Origin of the sequence: Pseudomonas sp. G5(2012), from assembly GCF_000408945.1 — a bacterium.
Taxonomy (GTDB): Bacteria; Pseudomonadota; Gammaproteobacteria; order Pseudomonadales; family Pseudomonadaceae; genus Aquipseudomonas; species Aquipseudomonas umsongensis.
The window spans coordinates 1-24,694 of record NZ_APIO01000092.1 but is presented as its reverse complement, the minus strand read 5'-3'; the positions used below and the strand labels follow the sequence as shown (position 1 = coordinate 24,694).

General features: G+C 53.7%; 21 protein-coding genes and 1 pseudogene. 16 read left to right on the top strand and 6 right to left on the bottom strand.

Annotated features, from left to right (window positions below; translation table 11 throughout):
• Nucleotides 1–52 precede the first annotated feature (52 nt).
• Nucleotides 53–2,887 (bottom strand): excinuclease ABC subunit UvrA, encoded by a 2,835-nt coding sequence (gene uvrA / locus PG5_RS24600; protein WP_020799827.1) that lies wholly within the window; start codon nucleotides 2,885–2,887, stop codon nucleotides 53–55.
• Nucleotides 2,888–3,078: 191 nt separating this feature from the next.
• Here uvrA and PG5_RS24595 point away from each other — a divergent pair, with 191 nt between their 5' ends.
• From PG5_RS24595 to PG5_RS24560, 8 genes are all read left to right on the top strand, one after another.
• The gene (locus PG5_RS24595) at nucleotides 3,079–4,476 is read left to right on the top strand and encodes an MFS transporter (RefSeq protein WP_008065728.1); all 1,398 of its coding nucleotides are present in this window, start codon (nucleotides 3,079–3,081) and stop codon (nucleotides 4,474–4,476) included.
• Nucleotides 4,477–4,485: 9 nt separating this feature from the next.
• Nucleotides 4,486–5,007 carry a single-stranded DNA-binding protein gene (locus PG5_RS24590; protein ID WP_020799826.1) on the top strand — a complete coding sequence of 174 codons (522 nt, stop codon included), beginning with the start codon at nucleotides 4,486–4,488 and terminating at the stop codon, nucleotides 5,005–5,007.
• 143 nt (nucleotides 5,008–5,150) lie between these two features.
• Nucleotides 5,151–6,368, top strand: coding sequence for a site-specific integrase (locus PG5_RS24585; RefSeq protein ID WP_020799825.1), 1,218 nt, complete (start codon nucleotides 5,151–5,153; stop codon nucleotides 6,366–6,368).
• Nucleotides 6,358–7,875, top strand: coding sequence for a site-specific integrase (locus PG5_RS24580; RefSeq protein WP_020799824.1), 1,518 nt, complete (start codon nucleotides 6,358–6,360; stop codon nucleotides 7,873–7,875). Before PG5_RS24585 ends, PG5_RS24580 begins: the two co-directional genes overlap by 11 nt.
• Nucleotides 7,868–9,883, top strand: coding sequence for an integrase (locus tag PG5_RS24575; RefSeq protein WP_042955717.1), 2,016 nt, complete (start codon nucleotides 7,868–7,870; stop codon nucleotides 9,881–9,883). Before PG5_RS24580 ends, PG5_RS24575 begins: the two co-directional genes overlap by 8 nt.
• 3 nt (nucleotides 9,884–9,886) lie before the next feature.
• A complete protein-coding gene (locus tag PG5_RS24570; RefSeq protein WP_042955716.1) occupies nucleotides 9,887–10,300 on the top strand; it encodes a hypothetical protein in 414 nt (137 codons plus the stop codon).
• On the top strand, nucleotides 10,300–10,740 hold the full coding sequence (locus PG5_RS24565) for a VPA1267 family protein (RefSeq protein ID WP_042955715.1): 441 nt from the start codon (nucleotides 10,300–10,302) through the stop codon (nucleotides 10,738–10,740). Before PG5_RS24570 ends, PG5_RS24565 begins: the two co-directional genes overlap by 1 nt.
• Nucleotides 10,737–13,019, top strand: a complete 2,283-nt coding sequence (locus PG5_RS24560) for an AAA family ATPase (protein ID WP_020799820.1) — start codon at nucleotides 10,737–10,739, stop codon at nucleotides 13,017–13,019. Before PG5_RS24565 ends, PG5_RS24560 begins: the two co-directional genes overlap by 4 nt.
• Before the next feature lie 150 nt (nucleotides 13,020–13,169).
• Here the strand turns inward: PG5_RS24560 and PG5_RS24555 are convergent, their stop codons facing one another.
• Together PG5_RS24555 and PG5_RS24550 are read right to left on the bottom strand one after the other, a co-directional pair.
• On the bottom strand, nucleotides 13,170–14,327 hold the full coding sequence (locus PG5_RS24555; RefSeq protein WP_020799819.1) for a reverse transcriptase family protein: 1,158 nt from the start codon (nucleotides 14,325–14,327) through the stop codon (nucleotides 13,170–13,172).
• Between the two features lie 72 nt (nucleotides 14,328–14,399).
• Nucleotides 14,400–14,654 carry a hypothetical protein gene (locus tag PG5_RS24550; RefSeq protein ID WP_042955714.1) on the bottom strand — a complete coding sequence of 85 codons (255 nt, stop codon included), beginning with the start codon at nucleotides 14,652–14,654 and terminating at the stop codon, nucleotides 14,400–14,402.
• Between the two features lie 226 nt (nucleotides 14,655–14,880).
• On the opposite strand from PG5_RS24550, the gene PG5_RS34490 reads away from it, so the two are divergent.
• The 5 genes and pseudogenes from PG5_RS34490 to PG5_RS33855 all read left to right on the top strand — a co-directional run bounded on the left by PG5_RS34490 (nucleotide 14,881) and on the right by PG5_RS33855 (nucleotide 19,479).
• Nucleotides 14,881–15,030: a hypothetical protein gene (locus PG5_RS34490; protein ID WP_020799817.1), complete on the top strand. Its 150-nt coding sequence runs from the start codon at nucleotides 14,881–14,883 to the stop codon at nucleotides 15,028–15,030.
• A 316-nt stretch (nucleotides 15,031–15,346) separates the two neighbouring features.
• Nucleotides 15,347–16,168 carry a hypothetical protein gene (locus PG5_RS24545; RefSeq protein WP_020799816.1) on the top strand — a complete coding sequence of 274 codons (822 nt, stop codon included), beginning with the start codon at nucleotides 15,347–15,349 and terminating at the stop codon, nucleotides 16,166–16,168.
• 146 nt (nucleotides 16,169–16,314) lie between these two features.
• Complete coding sequence (locus tag PG5_RS24540) at nucleotides 16,315–17,415, top strand: DUF3800 domain-containing protein (protein WP_042955713.1); 1,101 nt, start codon at nucleotides 16,315–16,317, stop codon at nucleotides 17,413–17,415.
• 79 nt (nucleotides 17,416–17,494) lie between these two features.
• A pseudogene (locus PG5_RS24535) lies at nucleotides 17,495–17,870 on the top strand (Sir2 family NAD-dependent protein deacetylase); the annotation flags it as partial.
• Between the two features lie 142 nt (nucleotides 17,871–18,012).
• The gene (locus PG5_RS33855) at nucleotides 18,013–19,479 is read left to right on the top strand and encodes an SEC-C metal-binding domain-containing protein (protein ID WP_020799813.1); all 1,467 of its coding nucleotides are present in this window, start codon (nucleotides 18,013–18,015) and stop codon (nucleotides 19,477–19,479) included.
• A gap of 116 nt (nucleotides 19,480–19,595) precedes the next feature.
• Here PG5_RS33855 and PG5_RS24520 read toward each other — a convergent pair whose 3' ends face one another.
• Entirely contained in the window at nucleotides 19,596–20,240 is a 645-nt protein-coding gene (locus tag PG5_RS24520; RefSeq protein ID WP_155943748.1) for a transcriptional regulator, read from the bottom strand.
• A gap of 62 nt (nucleotides 20,241–20,302) precedes the next feature.
• Here PG5_RS24520 and PG5_RS24515 point away from each other — a divergent pair, with 62 nt between their 5' ends.
• From PG5_RS24515 to PG5_RS24505, 3 genes are all read left to right on the top strand, one after another.
• Nucleotides 20,303–20,695 carry a hypothetical protein gene (locus PG5_RS24515; RefSeq protein ID WP_155943747.1) on the top strand — a complete coding sequence of 131 codons (393 nt, stop codon included), beginning with the start codon at nucleotides 20,303–20,305 and terminating at the stop codon, nucleotides 20,693–20,695.
• Between the two features lie 41 nt (nucleotides 20,696–20,736).
• The gene (locus tag PG5_RS24510; RefSeq protein WP_020799811.1) at nucleotides 20,737–21,183 is read left to right on the top strand and encodes a hypothetical protein; all 447 of its coding nucleotides are present in this window, start codon (nucleotides 20,737–20,739) and stop codon (nucleotides 21,181–21,183) included.
• Between the two features lie 90 nt (nucleotides 21,184–21,273).
• Nucleotides 21,274–21,657, top strand: a complete 384-nt coding sequence (locus tag PG5_RS24505) for a hypothetical protein (RefSeq protein WP_042955708.1) — start codon at nucleotides 21,274–21,276, stop codon at nucleotides 21,655–21,657.
• Nucleotides 21,658–21,722: 65 nt separating this feature from the next.
• Here PG5_RS24505 and PG5_RS24500 read toward each other — a convergent pair whose 3' ends face one another.
• Entirely contained in the window at nucleotides 21,723–23,450 is a 1,728-nt protein-coding gene (locus PG5_RS24500; protein ID WP_020799809.1) for an ATP-binding protein, read from the bottom strand.
• Nucleotides 23,447–24,352: an SIR2 family protein gene (locus PG5_RS24495; RefSeq protein WP_256228774.1), complete on the bottom strand. Its 906-nt coding sequence runs from the start codon at nucleotides 24,350–24,352 to the stop codon at nucleotides 23,447–23,449. The genes PG5_RS24500 and PG5_RS24495 overlap by 4 nt, the downstream gene beginning before the upstream one ends.
• Nucleotides 24,353–24,694 lie beyond the last annotated feature (342 nt).

The window sequence follows — 24,694 nt, the reverse complement described above, 5'->3', positions numbered from 1 at the left end:
AAAAAGCCCCTGTCACCGATGAAGTGACAGGGGCTTTTTCGTGGGGGCCCAGTTAAGCCCTGTCACGCTCCAGCAGGGGCTTGAGGTAATAACCGGTATGGGATTGCTTCATCTCTGAAACCTCTTCCGGCGTGCCAACGGCAATGATCTGCCCGCCCTTGGAACCGCCCTCCGGGCCCAGGTCCACCAGCCAGTCGGCGGTCTTGATGACGTCTAGGTTGTGCTCGATCACCACCACCGTATTGCCGTGGTCGCGCAGACGGTGCAACACATCCAGCAGTTGCTGGATGTCCGCAAAGTGCAGCCCGGTAGTTGGCTCGTCGAGGATGTACAGGGTCTTGCCAGTGTCACGCTTGGACAGTTCGCGCGACAGTTTGACCCGCTGGGCCTCACCACCGGACAGTGTGGTCGCCGATTGTCCCAGCTTGATGTACGACAAGCCGACGTCCATCAGAGTTTGCAGTTTGCGCGCCAAAGCCGGCACCGCATCGAAGAACTCCCGGGCCTCCTCGATGGTCATCTCGAGGGTTTCATGAATGCTCTTGCCCTTGTATTTGATCTCAAGGGTTTCGCGGTTGTAGCGCTTGCTCTTGCACACATCGCACGGCACATAGATATCCGGCAGGAAGTGCATTTCCACCTTGATCAGGCCATCACCCTGACAAGCTTCGCAGCGTCCGCCCTTCACGTTGAAGGAGAAGCGCCCGGGGCCATAACCGCGCGATCGTGACTCCGGTACGCCGGCAAAAAGCTCACGAATCGGTGTGAACAGACCGGTGTAGGTGGCCGGGTTGGAGCGTGGGGTACGACCAATGGGACTCTGGTCGATGTCGACGACCTTATCCAGATGCTCCAGGCCCTTGATGCTGTCGTGAGCAGCCGCTTCCAGGGTGGTTGCACCGTTGAGCGCCGTGGCACTCAACGGAAAGAGCGTGTTGTTGATCAGTGTCGACTTGCCTGAGCCGGACACGCCGGTCACGCAGGTCAGCAGGCCGATGGGAATATCCAGGTCTACGTTGCGCAGGTTATTGCCACGGGCGCCCTTGAGCGTCAGCGACAGCTTCTTGTTGCGCGGTGTGCGCTTGGCCGGCACCGCGATCTTCACGCGGCCCGAGAGGTACTTGCCGGTCAGGGAGTCGGGATGTGCCATTACCTCGGCCGGCGTACCTTCAGCAACGATGTGTCCGCCGTGAACCCCCGCACCAGGGCCGATATCCACCACATAGTCGGCCAGGCGAATCGCGTCTTCATCGTGCTCTACCACGATCACCGTGTTGCCGATGTCCCGCAGGTGTTTCAGTGTGCCAAGTAACCGGTCGTTATCACGCTGGTGCAGGCCGATCGAGGGTTCGTCGAGGATGTACAGAACACCGACCAGCCCGGCGCCGATCTGGCTGGCCAGGCGGATACGCTGGGCCTCACCACCGGACAAGGTGTCTGCGCTGCGATCCAGCGACAGATAATCGAGGCCGACGTTGACGAGGAACTGCAGGCGTTCGCGAATTTCCTTGAGGATCTTGTCGGCGATCTCGCCACGGCGGCCAGTCAGTTTCATCCCTTCGAAATAGTCGCAGGCATCACCGATTGGCAGGTTGGTCACCGCCGGCAGGGTTTTCTCGCCGACCCACACATGCCGTGCTTCGCGACGCAGACGGGTGCCGCGGCAATCAGGGCAGGACTGGGTGCTGAGGAACTTGGCCAGCTCTTCGCGTACCGAGGCCGACTCGGTTTCACGGTAGCGGCGTTCCAGGTTTGGCACGATGCCTTCGAACGGGTGCGAGCGCTTGACGATATCGCCCCGGTCATTCAGGTATTTGAAATCGACGTTTTGTGAACCGCTGCCGTGCAGGATGCTCTTCTGCTGCTCGGCCGGCAGTTCGTTGAACGGCACTTCCAGACTGAACTTGTAGTGGGAGGCCAGCGAGCCAAGCATCTGGAAGTAATAGACGTTGCGCCGGTCCCAGCCGCGAATCGCGCCTTCGGCCAGGGTTAACTCTCCATTAACCAGGCGCTTGATGTCGAAGAACTGCTTGACCCCCAGGCCGTCACAGGTCGGGCAGGCACCGGCCGGGTTGTTGAAGGAAAACAGCTTGGGCTCGAGTTCACTGATGGCGTGCCCGCAAATCGGGCAGGCGAAGCGCGCGGAGAAGATCATCTCTTCGCCCGGCTCGTCGTCCATCGGTGCCACCAGGGCGATGCCATCTGCCAGTTTCAGCGCGGTCTCGAAGGATTCGGCCAGGCGCTGTTGCAGGTCTGCACGCACCTTGAAGCGGTCGACCACGACATCAATGGTGTGTTTTTTCTGTTTATCGAGCTTCGGTGCTTCGTCCAGCTCATACAACTTGCCGTTGATCCGGGCACGGACGAAACCTTGTGCGCGCAGTTCCTCGAAGACCGAAAGGTGCTCACCTTTGCGCTCGCGAATGACCGGGGCCAACAGCATGAGCTTGCTGCCCTCAGGTTCGGCAAGGACCAGGTCGACCATCTGGCTGACGGTCTGCGCTTCCAGGGGAATGTCGTGGTCCGGGCAGCGTGGAATGCCGACGCGCGCATAGAGCAGGCGCAGGTAGTCGTAGATTTCGGTGATGGTGCCCACGGTCGAACGCGGGTTGTGCGAGGTCGACTTCTGTTCGATGGAAATCGCCGGCGACAGGCCTTCGATGGTGTCGACGTCAGGCTTTTCCATCATCGACAGGAACTGCCGGGCATAGGCCGACAGCGACTCGACATAGCGGCGCTGGCCTTCGGCGTACAACGTGTCGAAAGCCAGGGACGACTTGCCCGAGCCGGACAGGCCGGTGATGACGATCAGCTTGTCCCGTGGCAGGGTCAGGTCGATGTTCTTCAGGTTGTGGGTTCGAGCCCCACGAATCAGGATCTTGTCCAAGGTGGCCTCGCTCGGCGGGCGTCGAAAACGTAGGAGTATACGGCCAAATACTGGATGGATGCACACTATCGAATGTTGCAATGGCTGCCTTACATGAAAGCTCTGTCATCTACACGCGGCAAAGCGTCGCGATATACCCTGCCAATCGATGGGACTGGTAGAATCGCCGCCGGTTCACATGAGGTTTTTCCATGCACGATCCCCACAGCGAGCGCATGAGTGGCAGCGAGACCCGCGCGGCAAGCGGTCTGGCCCTGGTGTTCGCCTTCCGTATGCTCGGCATGTTCATGGTGTTGCCGGTATTGGCGACCTATGGCATGGACCTCGCAGGAGCGACCCCGGCCCTCATCGGGCTGGCGATTGGCGCTTATGGCCTGACCCAGGCGATTTTCCAGATTCCCTTCGGTTTCATTTCCGACCGCATTGGCCGCCGCCCGGTGATTTACCTGGGGCTGATCGTCTTCGCGCTTGGCAGCGTCCTGGCGGCCAACGCCGACTCGATCTGGGGCGTGATCGCCGGGCGCATCCTGCAAGGTGCCGGGGCGATTTCCGCCGCGGTGATGGCTTTACTGTCAGACCTGACACGCGAACAGCACCGGACAAAGGCCATGGCGATGATCGGCATGACGATCGGCCTGTCGTTTGCTGTTGCCATGGTAGTAGGACCGTTGCTGACCCGTGCCTTCGGGCTGTCCGGACTGTTCCTTGCCACAGGTGGCATGGCGCTGGTTGGCATCGTGATTGTGATGTTCATGGTGCCGCGCTCCACGGGCCCGTTGCAGCACCGTGAATCCGGCGTCGCGCGCCAGGCCCTGATACCGACGCTCAAGCACCCGGACCTGCTGCGCCTGGATCTTGGTATCTTTGTGTTGCACGCAATGCTGATGTCGAGTTTCGTCGCCTTGCCCCTGGCGCTCGTCGAAAAAGCCGGGCTGCCCAAGGAGCAGCATTGGTGGGTGTACCTGACCGCGCTGCTGATTTCCTTCTTCGCCATGATCCCGTTCATCATCTACGGCGAGAAGAGACGCAAAATGAAACGTGTTTTACTCGGCGCCGTCGTGACGCTGATGCTCACTGAGCTATTCTTCTGGCAGTTCGGCGACAGCTTGCGGGCTCTGGTGATTGGTACCGTGGTGTTTTTCACCGCCTTCAATCTGCTGGAAGCTTCGTTGCCGTCGCTGATCAGCAAGGTTTCACCGGCGGGCGGCAAGGGCACGGCGATGGGGGTCTACTCCACCAGTCAGTTCCTTGGCTCGGCACTGGGCGGCATACTTGGCGGCTGGCTGTTCCAGCATGGCGGTCTGTCGGTTGTGTTCCTTGGATGCGCTGGTCTGGCTGCCCTCTGGCTGGCCTTTGCTGTTACCATGCGTGAACCTCCCTACGTGACAAGCCTGCGCTTGCCATTGTCGCCCGAGGCGATCCGCGAAGCGGGGCTGGTTGAGCGCCTGAAGGCCGTCGTAGGGGTAACAGATGCAGTGATAGTCGCAGACGAAGCGGCGATTTACATCAAATTGGACACCGAACTATTGGATCGCACCACCCTTGAAAGCCTGGTGAACAACCCGGCCGGGGCAGCGTGCGTAGCCTAGGAGAACGTAATGGCCCGTGGGGTTAACAAAGTCATATTGGTCGGCACTTGCGGCCAGGATCCTGAAGTTCGTTACCTGCCGAATGGCAACGCCGTGACCAACCTGAGTCTGGCAACCAGCGAACAGTGGACCGACAAGCAAACCGGTCAGAAAGTCGAAAAAACCGAATGGCACCGCGTGTCGATGTTCGGCAAGGTCGCGGAAATCGCCGGCGAATACCTGCGTAAAGGTTCGCAGGTCTACATCGAAGGCAAGCTGCAGACCCGCGAGTGGGAAAAAGACGGTATCAAGCGTTACACCACTGAAATCGTGGTCGACATGCAAGGCACCATGCAACTGCTGGGCGGTCGTCCTCAACAGGGTGACCAACAAGGCCAGGGCGGCGGTAACAACTACCAGCAATCCGCTCCTCGCCAGCAGGCTCCGCGTCCACAGCAGTCGGCACCGCAACAGTCGCGCCCGGCTCCTCAGCAGGCCGCGCCACAGCCAGCTCCGGACTTCGACAGCTTTGATGACGATATTCCGTTCTGACGAGCCGCAGAGACCTTTTTGTTAGGTTTCCTCCTAAAACCCCCGCTCTGCGGGGGTTTTGTCATTTTTGGCGTGTTAAAAAAAACTTGACCGATTTTTACTAGGGTCATACCTTGAATTTCTGTTAGGTATTCGAGGTGTGTATGCAACTAGCGATCAGACGGTTTAAGGGCGAGTCGGGCGAAAGGTTCGCAATTCTGATCGACGAGTTTGGCATGCCTTTGTACTACCCCGCGCTTTACGTAACCGCACAGATGCGTGGGGCCTCGCTCTCGATCAATACCATCGACAATGCATTGTCGGCACTCAAAGCAATGTATGCCTGGCAGAACTACTACGGACTCGACCTGGAGTCGCGCTTTAAGCGGAGCGAGCTGCTTGTAGGTCATGAAATCCACTCTCTTAGAGACTTCATGCAGAAGCCGATGAGTAGCATGTGGCCATCTGCTGGTAAAGTCGTAGCCATTCGGGGAAAACAGGATCGAGTAGCTAAAGATAATCAGTACAACCGCATGAGCGTTATCGCCGAATACGTCGGATTTCTTGCTGGGAGGTTGCATCCTGTAACGGCAACTAGCGCTCATGAGATCGCGGCGATGGTGGCTCAGGTCAAAGCGAATCGGCCCAATCTAAGCAGCCAGACGGAAAAGGACAGATCGGAATCTGATCTTGACGATAACGTCTTGGACGCCTTGGAGGAAATCCTCAAGCCTGGAAGCGACTCCAATCCTGTTGCTGATATTGGATTGCAGTATCGAAACGCTTTGATGTTTACCGTTCTCCGGCTAACTGGGATGCGTCGGGGCGAGTTGTTGAACCTAAAGATCGAAGACTTCGATTTTGCGAAATACACCTTGAGGGTCGTGCGTCGGCCAGACTCTGCCGGTGACCCCAGAACCTATCAGCCGCTTGCGAAGACGCGAGAGCGCACATTTCCGCTTATTTCAGAATTGATGGACAAGATCCAACTTTATATCACTGATTACCGCAACAAGGTTCCTGGGGCTCGTAAGCATGGCTACCTTTTTGTTACCCATCGCCCTGGAAAAACCCTCGGATGGCCTATCTCGGGCTCCGGCTTCGGGAAGTTTATTGGTTCATTGTCGAACTTGGCCGCTGAGTTTTCAGGCGTGCACTCGCATGCGTTGCGGCATCATTGGAATTACATGTTCTCCAAAAACAGCGAAGGAAATGACTTGACCCAAGAACGAGAGAGCAAACTACGGTCGTACCTTATGGGTTGGAGTGAAACCTCGGGAACAGCACAAACTTACAACAAAAGACACATCAAAGAAGCTGCCGGGAAAGCGACCATGAGTTTGCAGAAAAAGCATTTGAGGGTTAAGTCTGATGATTGTTAACAGCACTGTCATTGCTCGTTATGAGCGTGCCGATTTTATTTCCAAGGATGGATATGAAGTAGCGATCTTCTCCGACCATTGGAAGCTAAACAAAGATACCGGATTTTTTCTGGATAGCCTTCCGGAATGGCTTGATAGTGAGATTAACCGGACGTTTAAACAGGTGTTGGCAATTTATGGTGAGACGTGTTCTGCACCTTACACAATGGCGATTTTTCAACGAGTCAGAGACTATTTTGAGTCTACGACAGGGCCCCTCTTGTTCTCCCCAGAGTCAATGATCTCCTATCGTTCCGCTTTTGACGGTGAGGATTGGCCTCTCAGCTCGATGCGTGCATTCCTCAGAACCTGGGTCAGCCTGGGCTACCAGGGAGTACCTGTTGAAACGCTAAAAATGATGGAAGGCTGGCGTATCAAAGGAAATGAGAAGGGGTACGCAGTGCAGTCGATGTGTCCTGAGAGTGGGCCGCTCACGGATATCGAGATGGAAGGGGTTGTCTCCAGGCTTATTGATTGTTACTCAGATGGTAGCCTAAGCCTCCGCGAGGTTTGCCTTGCAATGATTCTAGCAATGACTGGCCGACGCCCCGCTCAGATTGCAGCCCTCAAGATTAAGGACTTATTTCTCCAGGGAGATCGCTATTTCGTTAACTTTCCTAGGGCAAAGCAGAAACATGGAGTTTGGCGTGGCTCTTTTAAGAAGTATCAAATCGTAGAGGACTTGTGGACTCTGCTTCAGCAGCAAGCAGAGAGCTCAAGGTCAGCGTTTATTGAGGCCTGCGGCGACAAATTCAACGCTAATTTGGCGTCCGAGTTACCGCTCTTTCCGGCTATCAAACATTATGATGATGATGTGGAGCTTGGCGTTCAACTGTCAGGAGATTATTTGCACGCCCGTGTGGTCGAGATCACCTATGTAATGACCAAAGTCAAAGAAGTGGTTGCAGTTATCAGTGAACGAACTGGAGCAGTCACTCATCTGAACCCCTACCGCTTTCGCTACACCTTGGGCACAAACCTGGCTCGAGAGGGCCATGGTGAATACATCATCGCTGAAGCGCTCGATCACTCGGATATTCAGAACGCCGGCGTCTACGTGAAGAACATTCCGGATATCGTGAAACGTATCGACAAGGCTGTTGCGCTGCAGCTTGCTCCGATTGCACAGGCCTTCCAAGGAGTGCTCGTCGCCGATGAGGCTAAGGCGCGTCGCGGCGGCGACCCTGCCAGTCGGGTATGCAGTGCCGGAGGCAACGTTGGCACCTGTGGCAGCTATGGCTTCTGCGGTGCGCTCGCCCCGATTGCTTGTTACACCTGCTCTCACTTCCAGCCGTGGCTGGACGGCCCACATGAGCTTGTTCTGGATGACCTCCTTCGTGAGCGCGACAGCGTGCGTGATACTACGGGTGACCTGAAAATCGCTTCCGTAAATGATCGGCTCATCCTTGCGGTCAGCAATGTGGTAACCCGTTGCAATGCAATGAAGAGCGAGCTTGTTAATGTCTAATGTCTTTCTTTTTGTACCCAAAGCTCAGGTCACCAGTCGGCAAAACTTAGAGGAGTTCATTCTCATGTGCCGTGACAGGCTCACGGTGTTCGGCGATGACCTGGACTGGTACAGCCACGCTTGGCCAGGTGTCGGTAATTTCACCAAGAAAGGTGCTCCTTCTCGCGGGTTTACTCAAGAACAGCTGATGGACGCTGAGATCATTCCTTTCGCTAAGGCGTACGTTCGCTACCAGCAAGGACATAGCCCGAGCAAACTGAAGAATGAGTTCAAGGCTATTCGCTGTGTTGAGGCTGCTCTCCTTGAGATTAAAGGTTGCGCGGACATCACCCAGACTGACATCAGCGTGATGAACGAGGCTGCCCAGGTTGCGCGCACCTACGAGGCGTCGTCATACCAAGCAGGGATCAGCCTGGTGAAGCTCTTAGAGTTTCTTAATGAAAGCGGGATCATCCCTGCGCCAGTCGCTTGGAAGAACCCAATCAAAAAGCCAAAGGAGATTCACGGTACAGATGCTGTGGCTAAGGGGCGACGTCAAGCAAAAATGCTACCTGACTACTTACTAGACTCAATGGCGGAGATCTTCAGCAACGATCTCTTGGGCTCACGAGATCGCTTCACCTCATCCATTTTTGCACTGTGCATGTGTGCCCCGTCGAGAGTCACGGAGGTGCAGGATCTACCAGTGAACTGCCTGCACCGAGGGCTCGACAATGAAGGAGTAATGCGGCTTGGGCTGAGGTTCTATGCAGGTAAAGGCTATGAGTCAGATATCAAATGGATGCCTACGCCGATGGAGCAAGTTGCTGAGGAGGCCGTGCGCCGGCTTGCCGAGATGTCCGAACCAGGTCGCAAGCTCGCAAAGTGGTTGGAAACCAATCCGAACGAGTTCTACCGTCATGAAGACTGCCCAAATGTGGGTGAAGACCAGCTATTGACGGATGCCCAAGCATGCTTGGCGATAGGGTTGGATCCGGGAGACTCACTAGGTGTTTCCCGCCAAAGACTCAAACTCGGAATGAAATCGTACGAACCGTTCTTGGCTTTTTACGCTAAGCACGGCCATGTAACTCTACGGTTTCTCAACGGCTACATGCATAGCCTGCTGCCGAAGGGCTGGCCTTGGATGAATAAAGAGCGGCACATCAAATACTCCGATGCGCTTTGCTGTTTCCGTCAAAACGAGCTGCGTATGGATATGTCTCCTCGGCCAATCATCGTGTGGAGCCCTGGAAAGAGCACGTTCACGACTGACATCAACTACATCGATGGTCAGGAGCGAAGTATCTGGGAGCGCAATGGCTATAAGAATCCAGACGGCAGCCCTATTTCGATGTCGTCACACCAGATTCGGCATTTCCTGAATACGATTGCCCAGCGTGGCGAATTAGGCCAATTGGACATTGCGAAATGGTCTGGTCGGGCGAATATTCATCAGAACGCCACTTACAACCACATGACCGACGACGAGCACGTCGAAATGGCAAGGGAAGCTGGGATCGGGGTCGCGTTGACCAAGATCCGAGAGAACGTGCCGGTCACACTGGAAGATCTGGATGCCATCGGTGAAGGGATCGCACACATCACGATTTTCGGGTTTTGTGTGAAAGACCTTTCGATGGTGCCGTGCCAGAAGCACCGGGACTGCCTCAACTGCACCGAGCAAGTCTGCGTCAAAGGGGACGATGGCAAACTCCAACGACTCAAGATTCACAGAGATTCGATTCGCGTCCAGCTCGCGAAAGCTCAGGCAGCGAACGAGGACGGTATCTACGGCGCTGATCGCTGGAGCCAGCATCAGATCAAAACCTTGGAACGAGCTGACCAACTGATCCAGATCCTTGAATCGAAAGACACTCCAGATGGCACCATCATCCGCTTGAGTAACGACCAGGAATTCAGTCCACTTAAACGCGCCATTGCTGCTCGCTCTACAATTCCGAGCCTGCCTGCGCCGAAGCAAGACGAACCGGATATGGATGAGATCCGCGCTCTGATGGGGATGTAAGCGATGGCCAAGCACCTAAGCGAAAGAGATATCGATCTGGTCGTTGGCTTGATTGATGGATGGGAGGGAAAGCTTAGCTGGGACGCTCTCGGCGATGCTGTTGAGCCTTTGATTGGGACACGCCCTGCAAGGCAAACGCTTGCCTTGCAGGAGAGAGTCAGGAGCGCCTTCGATCACCAAAAAGCAAGGTTGAAGTCGGGGTTTGCAAAGGTGAAGCCGCCAGCAAGCTTGCGGATTGCCGAGCAACGAATTCGCCGGCTAGAAGCCGAAAACTCTCGCCTTGAGCATGAAAACGCACGTTTGCTTGAGCGGTTTATGCGCTGGCAGTACAACGCCCATAAATTCAATGTGTCGGTTGAGAAACTGGATGCTCCGCTTCCATTCGTTGATCGCGACTCGTCAGAGGCCAAGTCGTAATGGCTAATGGGCAACAGATCGCAGAAGAAAACCTTGCGGCGTTCATGGCATGGTCGACATCCAAGTCTGATGACGACTTTAGAGGGTACGTGCATCGTGGCAAGCTGAAACGTTCCGAAATCGCGACTGAGTGCGGGTTTGGGAAAAGTGCACTCACGCAGAACCCGGCGATCCGCTCGGCCCTGGAAAGCCTCGAAAACGAGCTACGAGCAGCAGGAATACTGCCTCCCTTGCTCGCTTCATTGCCTGCAGGTCAGCGACTGGAGCCAGCGCTCAGGGACACTGAAGCCAAACAGCGTCGGCAGGACGGTCAGCGGCTCAATTCTCTGGAGCAAGAGAACGCTGCACTCCGTGCAGAGCTTCAGGCCGCAAAGCAGATGCTTGGTCGCCATGCACTGATTACTGAGTTTTTGGAAGAAACAGGACGGATGCCTCGATGAGCGCCGCAGCTCCTTTGCTTATCAATGTTAGCGTCCGTATCACCAGTATCCGCTCTGTCAACAAGAGGGGGTGCATAGCATTCGGTCATCGAATGGATGTAGCCCTCGGCATCAATGATCGTTCGAGTCCTGTCGTCATTCGGGTTTCAGACGCTATTGCAAAGCTTTCGGATATCGCAGTAGGGGCGATTTTTGAGGTTTATGGCGAAGCGACCACTGTATTGCGGAGCCATGGCACCTTCGCGGTCAGTGAATTGACCGTGGACGCCCAGGATTTACGGATTGTTCGCCCCAGTGGTTCCCAGGTCATCCAATGGCTGGGGGACAACGTCAAAGGTGTTGGAGAAGTCAAAGCCACCCGTCTGTGGGACGCTCTGGGGGAGCGTTTGTACGATTCCTTGGATCACGCTGACCACGGGGCGGTTGAATTAATCCTCCCTACCGAAGACGTCCGGAACAGGATGTTTGAGCGGTGGTCTCAGGACGGTGATGCTAAGACGTTGAGGTTTGTACAAGACAAACAGATCCCGTTGGATATCGCTCGCAAAGCGATTCGCTTCCATAAGAAACAAACAATCTGGGCTCTCACCAATGACCCCTATCGACTGCTCAGCTTCGCAGGTACTTGGGACTGCGTTGATCGGGTCGCTAGGCATAGTTTTGGACTACGTCTGGACGATCCACGACGTTTGGCTGCGGCACTGGAGGAGGCCCTGTATCGCGTTTCTGAGCAGGGACATACCTGCAGCACATTGAATGATCTTCAAGCTTCCGTTGGCCAACTGATCAAACCACATGCTGCACCTACAGCTGTATTGTCGGAAGCTCTTCTAGCTGGCGCGAGAGTCGGTCAGTTTGTATTCCAAGATTTACCGCATTTGGGGCCGATGCTTTTTGCGCCTGGCTCGTGGCTCATGGAGCGACGTTGTGCCCAATTCATAAGGGACTTGATCTCCATCCCTTTAATGCAGCCACAGTTGTTCAAGGTGGATGTAAGCGATGTCATCTCGCGTTTCGAGGAAAAAGAGCGGGCTCACCTTGGCCTACCGGCGTTTGGCTTGAACCAAGCCCAGCGAGATGCCGTTGCCACTTCATTTTCAAACCGATTCAGCGTAATCACTGGAGGTGCTGGCGTCGGGAAAACTACTGTCCTCAAGGCGCTCTACAAGGCGCTGGATACAACCGGGCGGCCCCGTTTTCAAATGGCCCTATCTGGCCGAGCCACGGCTCGAATGATTGAAGCTACGGGCGAGGAAGCGCGCACTATCGCTGGCTTCCTGCGCAAAGTAGGCGACAAGGAAATGGGCCTTGCACCAATCATTGTCATTGACGAAGCTTCGATGCTTGACCTCGTGACGTTCTACCGGCTGGTTCAAAAGTTGCCATCTGAGTCTCAAATAATCTTGGTGGGTGATCCGTATCAACTGCCACCAATTGGCGCCGGCCTGATCTTGCATGTGCTGTGCGGTATGGCAGCGGTGCCAACCACTGAGCTGGTTGAGGTCAAACGCCAAGCCAAAGATTCATCAATTCCATTGGCGTCCCGGCAGATTCGAGATGGCCAGCCTCCGACATTTAGCTCGAATGAGCGTGATGAGGTCGTGTTCTTGCCTTGCTCTGATGAGCAGATAATTCCAACCGTCCTCAGGCTATATGAGCAAGATTCTGAAAACACCCAGATCTTGTCAGCAACGAGATCGTGCCGATTTGCGGGTGTTGATGCTTTAAACCGGATCTGTCACGTCCAGTACGGGGATCACACCAGGCAGTTGTTGGTCGAGAACCAAGAGACGGGTGAGGTTGAGGCGACCGGACTATGCGTCGGAGATCTCGTGATGTATACAGCAAACGACTGGGCTCGTAACCTCCAGAATGGGTCTCTTGGCAAGCTAGATGAGGTTTTTGACAAGCCGCGCTCCGTGGATCTTGGCGCTGAAGGCAAGCCTTATCGTTGCACGGCCCTAGGCATGGCTACCTTTGAGGGGGTTAAGCACTACATTCTGAACACTGATATCGATTCACTCGAGCTGGCATACTCAATCACAGTCCATAAAGCTCAGGGTTCGCAGTTTAGGCGGGTGATCATCCCGGTGCGTAAGTCACGTATTCTTGATCGTACCTTTGTGTACACCGCTGCAACCCGAGCCCAAGTGCAGGTGGTCTTCGTCGGTAATTTGGATGCCGTGAAGGATGCTATCGCAATGCCTCCGAAGGCTTTCTCAAGGCAAGTCGGTCTGCGCGCCTTGTTGGAATCTGTAAAACTTGTGAACGAGCGATAGCACGGGCGTTGCCGGATGAAAGGGGCTGCGCAGCGCGAAATCACGCTCATCATGCATCCCACTACAGCATTAGTGCTAGCCGACGACGTGGTAGGTGCTTGATCTTTGGCCTTGAGCAGCACGCGATACGCCAAACTATGTCGGGCTAACTTAGGTGGGTAGTCGACGCAAATGCTCTGCAGTCGCTTTCTCAATGTCCCATGGCAGATCTAGTAGTAACGAACCGGGTAGGGCAGAGGGCGGAGTAGAGTTCTGCTCTGCCGGCGTTACTGCAACAATCTGACGTTCAAACTCGACATTACCAGCGTAGCGCTCCAGCAAAGGGGCTCGCATTAGCAATGCTCGAACCCTAGCCTTAAAGCGTTGCCCATCGAGATGCCCGCAAGCGATCAATCTGCCTATGCGCCCCATCACCTGACGTGCTTCTTTTTCATCCTCTGTGGTCAGCTGGCCTAGATTACCTTTGACTCGATCCTCTAGTTGCTTCACAGCGGCCCGGATAGCCAGCCGCGCTTTCTTAGGAAGACCCGGTATTGGTTTGTCCACGACCAAACCCGTCACCGTTACTGCCTCTGCTTTTTCCCCGGAGATCAAAGCCTGTCCACGTTTGCGTACGTGCAACTTGCTTCGCTTCTGCAAGCAACCTTTCTGGCCGAGCATCCATGTGACAGATGCGATGACTTGGGTGGTAGTAGCTTGATCAATACGAGTTTTGCTAGAAACAGTGATGTCATCTGCGAAGCGCGAATACGCCATTCCCTGAGCTTTAAAGCGAGTGACCAGCGCCGGCTCAATGTCCCAGAAAACTAGGTTGGCCAAGTAGCTACTTGTACTCGCCCCCTGTGGAACCTGGCCCTCACGAGTAACTAGGTTCGCAAGCAGAGTGGCTACATCTGCGGAGAAACGGAAGAGCCCCACGAACAAGCGCTGAATGTGCTCGTTAGTGATTGACGGGAAGAAATCAGCGATGTCCTGAAGGATGACTGTCTTGGCGCCGGTATGAACTCGAGCGTTCGAGTAGATGCTGCGGGGTAGCTTGGGATCTCTAATGCCGCCGTGCAGGTATCCAGGGAACGCAACCTTGCGGAGGATCCGATCCACGATCTTGCGCTGGATGGTCTTCAGCGGTTCATGAGCATCATAGGTATGTCTGGGTGTTATGCCGTCTTTTTTAGTTTGCGGGACATATCGATAAAGGCGAGAGTTACGCTGAGCAAGTGCGAGTAGTCTCTCGACAGGCTCTCCGAGAGCACGTGCTAAGGCGCTGATACTGTGGATAGGGCTATGAGGATAGAACGGAGCATCCATGTCCAAGCTTCCGGTGATGGGCCGGCCCCGAAGAACCGACCCCTCTGAATTCGAATGATGTGGTTTGTTGTGTCATGGGAGGTTCTCAATAAATGGAATCACCACTGTATCGACAAAATCCCAACCCTCAACAGCCTTTTCCCATAACCAGATGCATAGACGAATACGTGTGATCCACTTGAGCAGGGTTACTGCCTTAGCCTTTACCCACGCAATCCGACCCGCTTTAGATTCTTGAGATGGAGCTGCCTCGATGACACGAGCATCTTCACTGTTGTGCATAGACTGACGAGCCTTGCGGCGCGCCAGGTTCTTTAAATTAACCATGACTGATGTTCCCAACGACAGGCGAAATTGCCCCGCCGCCAAGCATTCCGGGCCGAAAGGAACGCTGAAGATGCCACTACAAACCACAGTTCTGCTTATCAAGTCCCTTGATAAGCCGTCCGCCGCATTACCGCCGCATCACTTTTTGCCTCAACGCATCAAACGATCAGAGACAAACCCTTGGATCACCTTTGGGATTGCCCTAGGCGCTAAGCACTGAGGAGCGATGGGCAGCAACAACCTGCGCGGCGAAGAAAGCCAAGGAGAACACCAAGGCGACCAGTTTCCCGGTCAACAACCGCAAGCCCAAATTTCAGTCATATTTAAAGAGCACTTGGGTGGTAACACCCAACAGATACAGTATTTATCAGAGTAAACGAACCGGCGACAACGGTTTTTTGTTGCAAGAGTTGTTTTTTTGTATTGGTCGTATTTTTGACTATATAAAGCGTCAAAATTTAAGTTTCGCTCGCGTTAATGCCACCTAGGAAGTTGAGCATCATTAGGTTGTCGAGTTGGGCTCGTTGACCTATGATCCCACTAGGCGGTGATGGTCGCCTGGCGCCTGTTTCGCGAAGCAATAGCCCATCTATAGTCACCCTCCAGTTTTACATCGGCATGTCCCTAACCAGACGCTGCCCGGTGAACAGGCAATCGGTAACCAAAGCGTCGATGGTTTTGGAGACATTGCTATGTCCGACTTTTCCCCGCTCAACATTTTCAAATCTCAAGCCAAGCAGCTCGTTCGTGATCAGGACGTGAAGCTTTCTGCCGCTCAAGAGACACTCGCCCGGAAGGCTGGCTTTGCTGATTACCACGAGCTTGCTATGGTCGCCCAGCGGAACCCCGAGGATCCGCGCTTGATGATGGCTGCCTTTGGGATCAAGGATTTTAGCGACGCGATCCACGAGGACGATGTCTACTCAGATCTGGATCAGGAGCTGGAAGATCAGCTCTCCGGTGCGATTGCGGAGACAAACGCAAGCGGGTTCACGGTAGACGCCTTGACGGTCGATACCACTGAGTACGCCGCATCAACCGGAATACTGATCCTGGGAGTCTCGCTGACCTACCAAGGCCAGCAACACCAGGAACGGGTGTACCACGGTGCAGCGTTCTTCCTTACTGCCACGGTCGGATTGCTTCGCCGCGAGGGGAAGTGGTTGCTTGCAGAAGATGGCGTGTCCATCTCCAGTATCGAGTCGGATGCTGATCGAGATCGTAGGTCTGAGCAGGAGTATTGGGCTCAGATGGAAGAGGCTCGAAACAGCAACCGCATGTCCATGGCGCAAGCACTCGCGAGCGAGCTGGGGATATCGGTCGAAGACGGCGAGCTCTTGGCCGGATCAGAGATCACGACTAACGAGTCTGATGATGGCCTCGTGTACAGCTACTGGATCAATTTTGAACCGGAAGCTGAGGGGAAACTGAGAGCCAATCTGCTTGCGCGATTCGGCTCGCTGGAGTACGAGCTAGACGCAAATTTCTTCGATGATGTTGAGCACGAGTTCTGAGATTGATGAGGTGATGGCCAGCTTTAAGCTGGCCATTCAAAACGCTTCGAGATACCCAGACTTCCCAACATAGGCTGCTAGTCCATATTTCCCTTCCTTCGGCTTTAACCTGATACTCCACGAAGGCAGAAACGCAGGGTAGCGAAATGACAACAATCTACTTCGACGAATCAGGCAACACAGGACGTCAGCTAGCCGATCTCGACCAACCACTGTTTATCCTTGGCTCGTGTGACTTCAGCGCTGAAGAGTGCGAGCAGCTTCTCCGCCCACTGCGCTCCAAGCAGGCGGCTGAAATCCACTTCAAAAAACTTCGAAAGTCTGGGCGAGGACAAGATCGGATCATTGAGCTATTCCAGTCCGACTTGGTGTCGCCTGAGCGCTTTAAGGCACAGGTGTTTCACAAGCGGTTCATGCTGCTGACCAAGGTGATCGATGACCTCCTGGAGCCGCTGCTTTACTACCAATTCGACTTCAACCTCTATGAGAACGGCCAGAACATCGCCCTGAGCAACATGCTCTTCACTTGCCTTCCCCTGGCAGTGGGGGATGCCTGCTTCGATCAATTCCTCTCCATCTACTACGACATGTGCGGCGAGAAGAGCGAGGAAGCAATCACGGCGTTCTACGAGCATTTGGAGGTGATGAAAGAAGCTGCCGCACAGAGCACGCTGCCGATGGAGTGGGAGCTCGAAGTGCTGTCCATGACCTCGGTGATTGTCCGGGATGCCCTCGAAGATTTGCCCAAGAGTACCTTCAACCCTGCGATCCCGGCTTTCTTTTCGCTGTGTGTTGAGTGGGGAAGGCAGCACGCCCGGTTCGACGCGATATGCGATGACTCGGAGCCACTGGAACGGCAGGCCGATTTTTTCACGGCAATCGCCGAGCTCGAAGAACAGGCTGAAGAGCAACAAGTGATGGGCTTCGGAAACGCCCAGATTGAGTTGCCCCTGAGGCTGAATACGTTGGCCTTCAGTGCCTCACACGATTCTGATGGTATACAGCTTACCGACGTTCTCACCAGCGCGCTCTCGTACTACTACACCAAACGGCAGAAGGGCGAAACAGACGATGAGTTCTTCATGAAGCTAGACAGCCTAGGCTTTCTGCATGATTTCGTCAGCGGCTGTGTTTGGCCTACGACAGATGTCACCCCAGAATCACTTGGAAGGGCTGGTGATGAAGGTGGGCACAACCCAGCGAATGCCTTCGCTGACTTTATGATGAGGCGAGACAGGCAAGCTTAACCCAACGCCCATAATGTCGGCACCCAAATGAGATCCGGCCCGAAGGAATGCTTATGATCACCAGTACCCTGGCTCAGCAGTGAGGGAGTCTAAGCATGTTGTTGTCTTCACAGGTGCTGGGGCGCGGCATCCCAACATTCCAGGATGCGCTGAGTGGACTTTGGGAGCGTTTTGATCCCGCACAGCTTGCGACTCCTGAAGCATTTCGTGCAGACCCGAGCGTGTGTTGGGGGTGGTACGAATGGCGCCGGCTGAAGGCTCACCAGGCGCAGCCAAACGGTGCTCATCTCGCTATCGCTGAGCTCGCCCGCCACGCGCCTAAGCTGACTGTGGTTACCCAAAATGTGGATGACCTCCACGAGAGGGCCGGCAGCCAAGATGAGGTTCATTTGCACGGCAGTCTGCACTCTCCTAGGTGCATCGTGCGGGCTGTCGTATACGTTGCCCCTATACCCTTCTGACCGCTTCAAGTCTCGCTGGCGGCGTCAGGATAAGTCCTGCACCTGTATTCAGACTCGCAGAACAACAGGCATAAGAAAACCACTTTTGATGGTAGGCTTTTGAGGATTTTACCTTCACAACAATCAGGGAAGAAAAATGCTAAAGCCAATCCAAAAAGAGCCAAGCGTTAACGAGAGCGAAAGGATTCTTTCATCAATCGCTACAAACACGTTTTTCAGTTTATGGTGCTATCCGAGCTTATTTAGATCAGCGGGCAAAGGAAAAGAGCTCATCGATCTCACAGTCTATTTTGACAACACCCTTATTCTTTTCTCGGATAAAGGACATGTTAAATTCCAGGCGCACAGTGAAATCAACCTCGCTTGGAGTCGTTGGTACAGAGGAGCAGTAAAGGAGTCTGCCAAGCAACTCCATGCCGCTGAAAGCTTTGTACGAAACCACCCTGATAAAATTTTTCTCAATAGCAAGCTGGAAGATCCGTTCCCATTCGACCTGACCAATCCGCGCTTGAAGATTCATCTGATAGCGGTCACCCGAGGAATCGGTGAGCATGCAAAACGGTTCTTCGACACTATAAAACCGGGCAGCAGTGGAACGCTGGGCTACTACTATCAGGTTCCTGAAAAAACACTTCTTGAAAAACCTTTTTTCGTAGGGGACGTTGACCAAGAAAAAACGTTCGTTCACGTACTTGATGAAAGCGGCATACATCTTCTTCTTGAAGAGTTAGCCACACCAGCGGATTTCATTCACTACTTGGAAGTGAAAGAAAAGGCGATCCGAGAGCAAAAGCTATTACTTAGTGCTGGTGAAGAAGAGACATTAGGATTCTATTTACAAGAGGATGGTGATCGCGGCTTTGGAGATATCCAAAACCTACCTGAAAACAAAGGAAATTTCTTTGCCATACCTGAGGGCGAGTGGGAGCATTACAGACGAACCGTGGCGTATGCGCTTCGGCACCAGCATAAGGTTAAAGCCAGACTATGGAATGAAATTACAGCTCGCTTTGCTGACTGCATTGTTGACGCGCGTGTCGGTGAGGGACGCGACCTTCCATTTCTAACTCATTCAAATGCCGTTCAAGTCCTTGCTTCTGAGAACGTCCATTCGAGCAGCTGCCTAGCCTCTACCCTATTCGAAAAATTTGATAGCGTGCCGAAAGGTATTCGCTCTTCTCGGTCAGTGCAGTCTTTGAGTAATCCCGGTCGGATGTACGTATTCGTGTTTTTTCCATGGGACGATAAATATAAATCTTACGAAGAGTACAGGCAGGATCGAACAGCATGCATGCAGCTATATGCCCATGTAGCCCGCTATAAATTCCAAAAAGCTAGAGAAATCTTGATACTAGGCGCTGACACTAAAGGCAGTCCAGGCGGCTCAGAAACTATATTCGCTATTGATGCGTCAGTTCCTCTTTCAAGCGAAGAACGGGTAGCTGCTCAGAAAATAATGAATACATACAAAATTCTAGATAACATTTCGGAGAAGCGAGTAAAAACTCCAGATCAGCCCAAAAATATTGGCCGAAATGATCCATGTCCTTGCGGATCTACCAGAAAATACAAAAAATGCTGTCTGATAAAAGGAATGCAGTGACTGGCTGTTTGCGCTCACTTGAATGACAGGAAGTGGTGAGCCGCCAGATATTGAGGTCTCATTAAATCCCACCCTGTTAGACGAGAGTTTTCGGAAGCTCTCAACAACGAGATCACCTAGTTTTTTTGGATTACTTTTAAGTATCTTCGAATAGTAGCCTCAGACAGCCCTAATTTTGCCGCGATCTCGACAACGGGCACTCCTTCCTTCTTCAACCGATTGGCCTCAATCACATTAGCCGCCGCCCCAGCACGAGCTGGTCGACCAGGAGGTGGCTTCCCAGCCAGAGCCTGGGAGTCAATTTCAAGATCGATGCCTGACTTTTTGATTCTCGTCAGTTGCTTCGAGAGACGCTTTTGACCGTCTCGGAATGACTCGTGATTTTGCACGGAGGTCGCCATTAGTAGAAGCGTAGCCGGGTCGAGATCTAGGATTCCGGCAAGCCGTACCAGCACATCAAGCCCAATACTAACTTTCCCCCGCTCTATCCGGCTGAAATGAGACCGCCCGAGGCTGTTGATGTCCTCCTGGGACAGACCTTGCCCTCTGCGAATCCCACGAACCACGACAGCCAGTGCTTCTGCCGCATCCATTGGTATTTTTCCCCAATCAAATCTGAGGATGAGGCCACATCTGAATTCGTCATAACACGCCTGATTGGGTTCATTATGATTGCCTGTTGGCTTGTGTGCATGTTTAATAGCCCTGCCCATACGCCATGACATGGAGAAGGCAGCGCCCTCATGGGTCAGCCAAGCCATCGTGAGCGGCGGGCAGAAAGGTTGAATTGTCAATTTGATGGTAATTACTGAGGGAAGAGATTATGGCTAGCGTCGAAGAGCCCGACTTTATGAAGGGGCCACGTACACCACTGGAAGGCCTGTCGAGCAGCTCTGAAGCACGAACACTGGCGAACCAACGTTTTCCCGGAAAGCCTTACTGCCTGGTTCGAGACTGGACAATATTTCGCATCGAAGTCACACGCGACGAACTCTTCAAATGTCATGCAGCGGGCCAGCTCCCGATGATCCTGTTTGCTCACAACGTGGCCGAGGATAGCCAAGGCCGTTTCGAACGGGGCGATTGGGTTCGTTCAAGCATGTGCACAGGTTTCCACGATGGTGTTGTCTTCGAAACCAGGAACACTACTTACGTTTTGATTGGCCCCGGCCATGAACAACCCGCAACCTTGAAGGATGTTTTTTCCCTCTTCTAACTGCGCTCCGTATCGGAGCTCCTTAAGGCGCAGCACATACCATGTTTAGAACACATGATGCCGACATGCTCGGCCTGCCCGGCATGTTTGGTGCCGGTCAGTACCAATGGCACCAGGTTTCAAGAGTGCTTCGCTCTCACTGGTATCACGTCACCATCCAGGCTAAGCACGAGGGCCGAATCACCGAGGCGGTTCTGATGATCGACAGCGAACCACGGCTTCAGCAACTGCTGATTGCCCAAGACGCTGAGACGATCATCACAGAGGTGCAAGTAGTCACTCCCGCCCACATGAATGGCACGGGAGGTTGGCGCATGGAGATACTTACCAAGGTGACGCTTGGCGAAGACCAAAACGAGTGTGTTGTGTGCCTGCTGGAGGTAGAGACCGGCTTCAAATACCACAGCTCTCACCAACCTGGCTTCAGCAGCGATGCTCTCAGCAACCTCCGCCCGATCTATCACGCGAACATGATTCGTACAGCCTGAAATTTACCAAGAATTCCGCACGATACCAGGGCAGATGGTTCCGTTTGGATTTCTTGGTAAGGCCATAGGGGCTGCGAAAGGAGCGCAATTATGCTGAACACGTTGGATGTGAACTTTCATGGAAAGCGCCATACAGATTTCGATCTCGCACGAGTCCTAAAAGCACAAGCGCAAGGCTTCGACAAACCGATAACAGCCTATCTCTGCGGAGTATCCATAAAGGCTCGTACTGGCATAGGCGTGGTATTTGGTCACAAGCGTAAAGATCAATATGGACGGTTCGGCGACGGTCATCTGATCCGGACTTCTGACGTCATTAAGGCGGAGCGCGAGGGCCGATTTTGGGTACTGACAACCGTCAACTCGCGGTACGTAATCGCGGCCTTCCAGCGTGGTAATGGTCGTGTAAGCCTCCGGCAATTTCTGCGGTTGTCCCGTAGTCAGCACCACCTGTCTCCGCACTTACTGCAGTAGTGGTGCGGCCCCCAACACCCCTCACTCTGCGGTAACGTCAGGGAGGGAAATAGATGGAATGCTTCTTACTGAATATCCTCATGCCTGGCCCAGGAACTCTGGAAACTGGGCCCATCCGAAATCGGCGGTTGTATGGGACGGCCAATCTGGATCGTCACGGGGATAGGGAAATCTACTCCCACCATGGCTACTTCACCCTGCTTTAGATTGGGCAGAAAAGCAGCTGCTGATCGGTCAATCTCGCCGCAGGCACGCTCGACCACCTCTCGATCACGATCATTGGTTAATCGATGAACGAGCAATGTCCCCATCTGGCTCAAGACACCCTCGGTTATGTCACGAGGGCGCTGAGTTGCTAGGCAGAGATTCAGACCGTATTTCCGACCCTCCTTGGCAATCAACTCAAAGGCGTCCAGATTCTGAACATCATCTTCACTACCAATGGTTTTACCCAGGAAATTATGCGCTTCATCGAGAATGGTGATTAGAGGTTTTGATCGAAATGCTTCAGCTCTAGCGCGCTGCAGGAGCAGCCTACCAATAACATTGGCAATCACTTCTCGAGCATTGAACTCATACCCCACTGCGCTCAGGCAGATCCGGAATAGAGTTTTGTCACTAGCGAGGAAAGTTTCCAGTTGCTCTACAAGGCTGCTGATTTCGGGCGGAGGGCTAAACACACAGCTCAACGACTGAGATTCCATAACGCCCATGATGCGGGTCATCAAGGATGAACAGTGAGAAATCTCATTGTTAGCTGAGCCGAATCTTTCTGGGTCATTGAAAGATGTTGGGTAACAACATTCCTGAATCAATTGGCGGACGAGGAATTTTGGATCGAAAGGCTGGTTTGGATTGCCCACCAGGTTCGCATTGTTCCCCCTGTTCATGGCCTGTCGGAACGTCGCCCGGGATTGGTCAACTTTCCATACGATTCGATCAGTAAATAAATCTGGTGCGAGATTTGCGAGCCGCAAACTCTTGATGGCCTCTCTGAGTTTCGGCCCTTGAGTCTTTCCTGAAGGTTGAAAGAGCGCAATAAAATCAGTTTCGGTGAAGCTTGTCGGAGGGATCGCAACTTCTATCGAATCTGGAGCGCGGTAGATTGGGCTGCCTAGATGACAATGAAGCGTGTCTGCGCCTACAAGAGACCGATATTCACCGGTTGCGTCGATGAGAACCACTTTGGCAGCGAAACGCCGACACTCTTCAATCAGCTTTGAGGTCGTCCAACTTTTCCCTCCGCCTGTTGATCCCAATATTGCACAGTGTCTACCAAAGATTTTCTCGGGGGTGACTGCGATTGGGAAACCACCGTCGCCTGCAACGTGCCCAAGATTTAGCGAAATTTCTGGGGGCGTTCCGTCCACTCCAGCCGAGGTTAGCAAGGGAATTTGAGAGATAAACTCCCCTGGTGCTGAATAAACCCGGTCACCTAAACGCGGGTATGAGCTCACACCAGCGGTCACTCGCAATGACTGCGGATTCACTGATCCTAAAAGCCGAATGAAGCCGATGGCATCAATTTGACGGCTGCCCGCAAAGTCCTGGGATATCTCAGTTCGGTCTCTATCCGGGAGTGTTACTTCGGTGATCCGCCCAAGCAATACGGCCTGTTGACCTTCGATCAATACGAGTTCGCCTACCTCACCCTTGCCGTATCGGTTGTGCCCTAGATATTGGCCGCTCACGTTACCTGCGTGAGCAAGGTTCGTCTTTACCAACTGAGCACTTACGCTTGAGACGACCCCGATTTTTAGGTTGCTAGCCAAAATACCATCGAGCGATATCATGATCTCTGGCCTCCTATACGCTTCACAGCGTTGGCAAGTTGTTCCGCAGGCGAGGCGGTGCGCAGGTGCGGGATATGACTGACTAAGTCACTGAAAGAGCCACTGATGAAGTGGATGTCGAAGCCTCGTTTGGCCAAGTCGTGAAATCTACCCCAGTAATCACTTGAGCCATGGAATCCACGGTTGTGCAGGTGCGTGATGCATTGGAAGTCACACAGGATGAGCTTTAGGCTGGGGTTAGATTGAATAGCAGAGAAAATCGGTTCGGAGAGGTGGTCATCGTTGAATCCGAAGCCGGCAACGATGAGGCAGCTGTTGGGCTGGCGTAAGAACTCCAGGTAGCGTGACAGAAGCTCAAGGTGAGGCTGCAAAAATGCCTGCTGGTACTTTCCTTTTGCCGGATAAATAAGGCACGCGTTAGCTGGATTAGGTGCTGCATCCTCGTAGATTTCTTTACCGTCTCTGCTCCAGCTTACTGATCCATGCAGCTTCAAGAGCTGGAAAACACCTTCAGCGAATTCGTGGCCTTCAGCTTCTCGACGCACGATATCGTAGGTAAAGTGCCTACCATCAAATCGGCGTCTTCGAGTGTACGAGAAGCCATCGATAGCCATCATGCCGAGATCTGACGCCGCTGTTTCAAAGCACATATCGTAGTTCGTCGTGAACACTTTGAGGCGAGGATCCCGGACTCGTCGTCTGGCCAGCTTTTGAAGTAAATGCCGATAAGCTGATATGTCAGCACTAGGGGCTCTGAGGAAGGCTGAACAAGCATCCAAGATAATAGCCTTCACATCGCTGACAAATGCCCTCACAGCGGCGTCATCATTGAAAGCCAGATAAGCGTCACACTGCGATAGGAAGTGCTCAATATTCGGACTGAGTGTTTCGTGATAACGCACCGTTCCCGCCACCTGAGCAGCCAACCCCGTAAGCGTCCAAGTTCCTGTCTCACACATAGATCGCTTCCAGAGGTCTCCCATACCTGGGCCACCTGGCGCGCCTAGTGATGTCCCGCTTCCTGCTAGGAAACCTAGGTTGGGTATCTGCAATGCTGCGGTAAGCATGTCTGACAGAGCTGAACGATTTGAACTGATCTGCAGGGGATCAGTAGGTGGTGCGCCTTTGAGGATGGTAAATGCATCCTCGTTTAGCGGAGACCAATCTGAAGCCCCGGGTGCCAGATATGCCTGAAGACCCCGACGGTTGCCGTCTAACTCCAACGGTGGTGGTGGTGGTGGTGG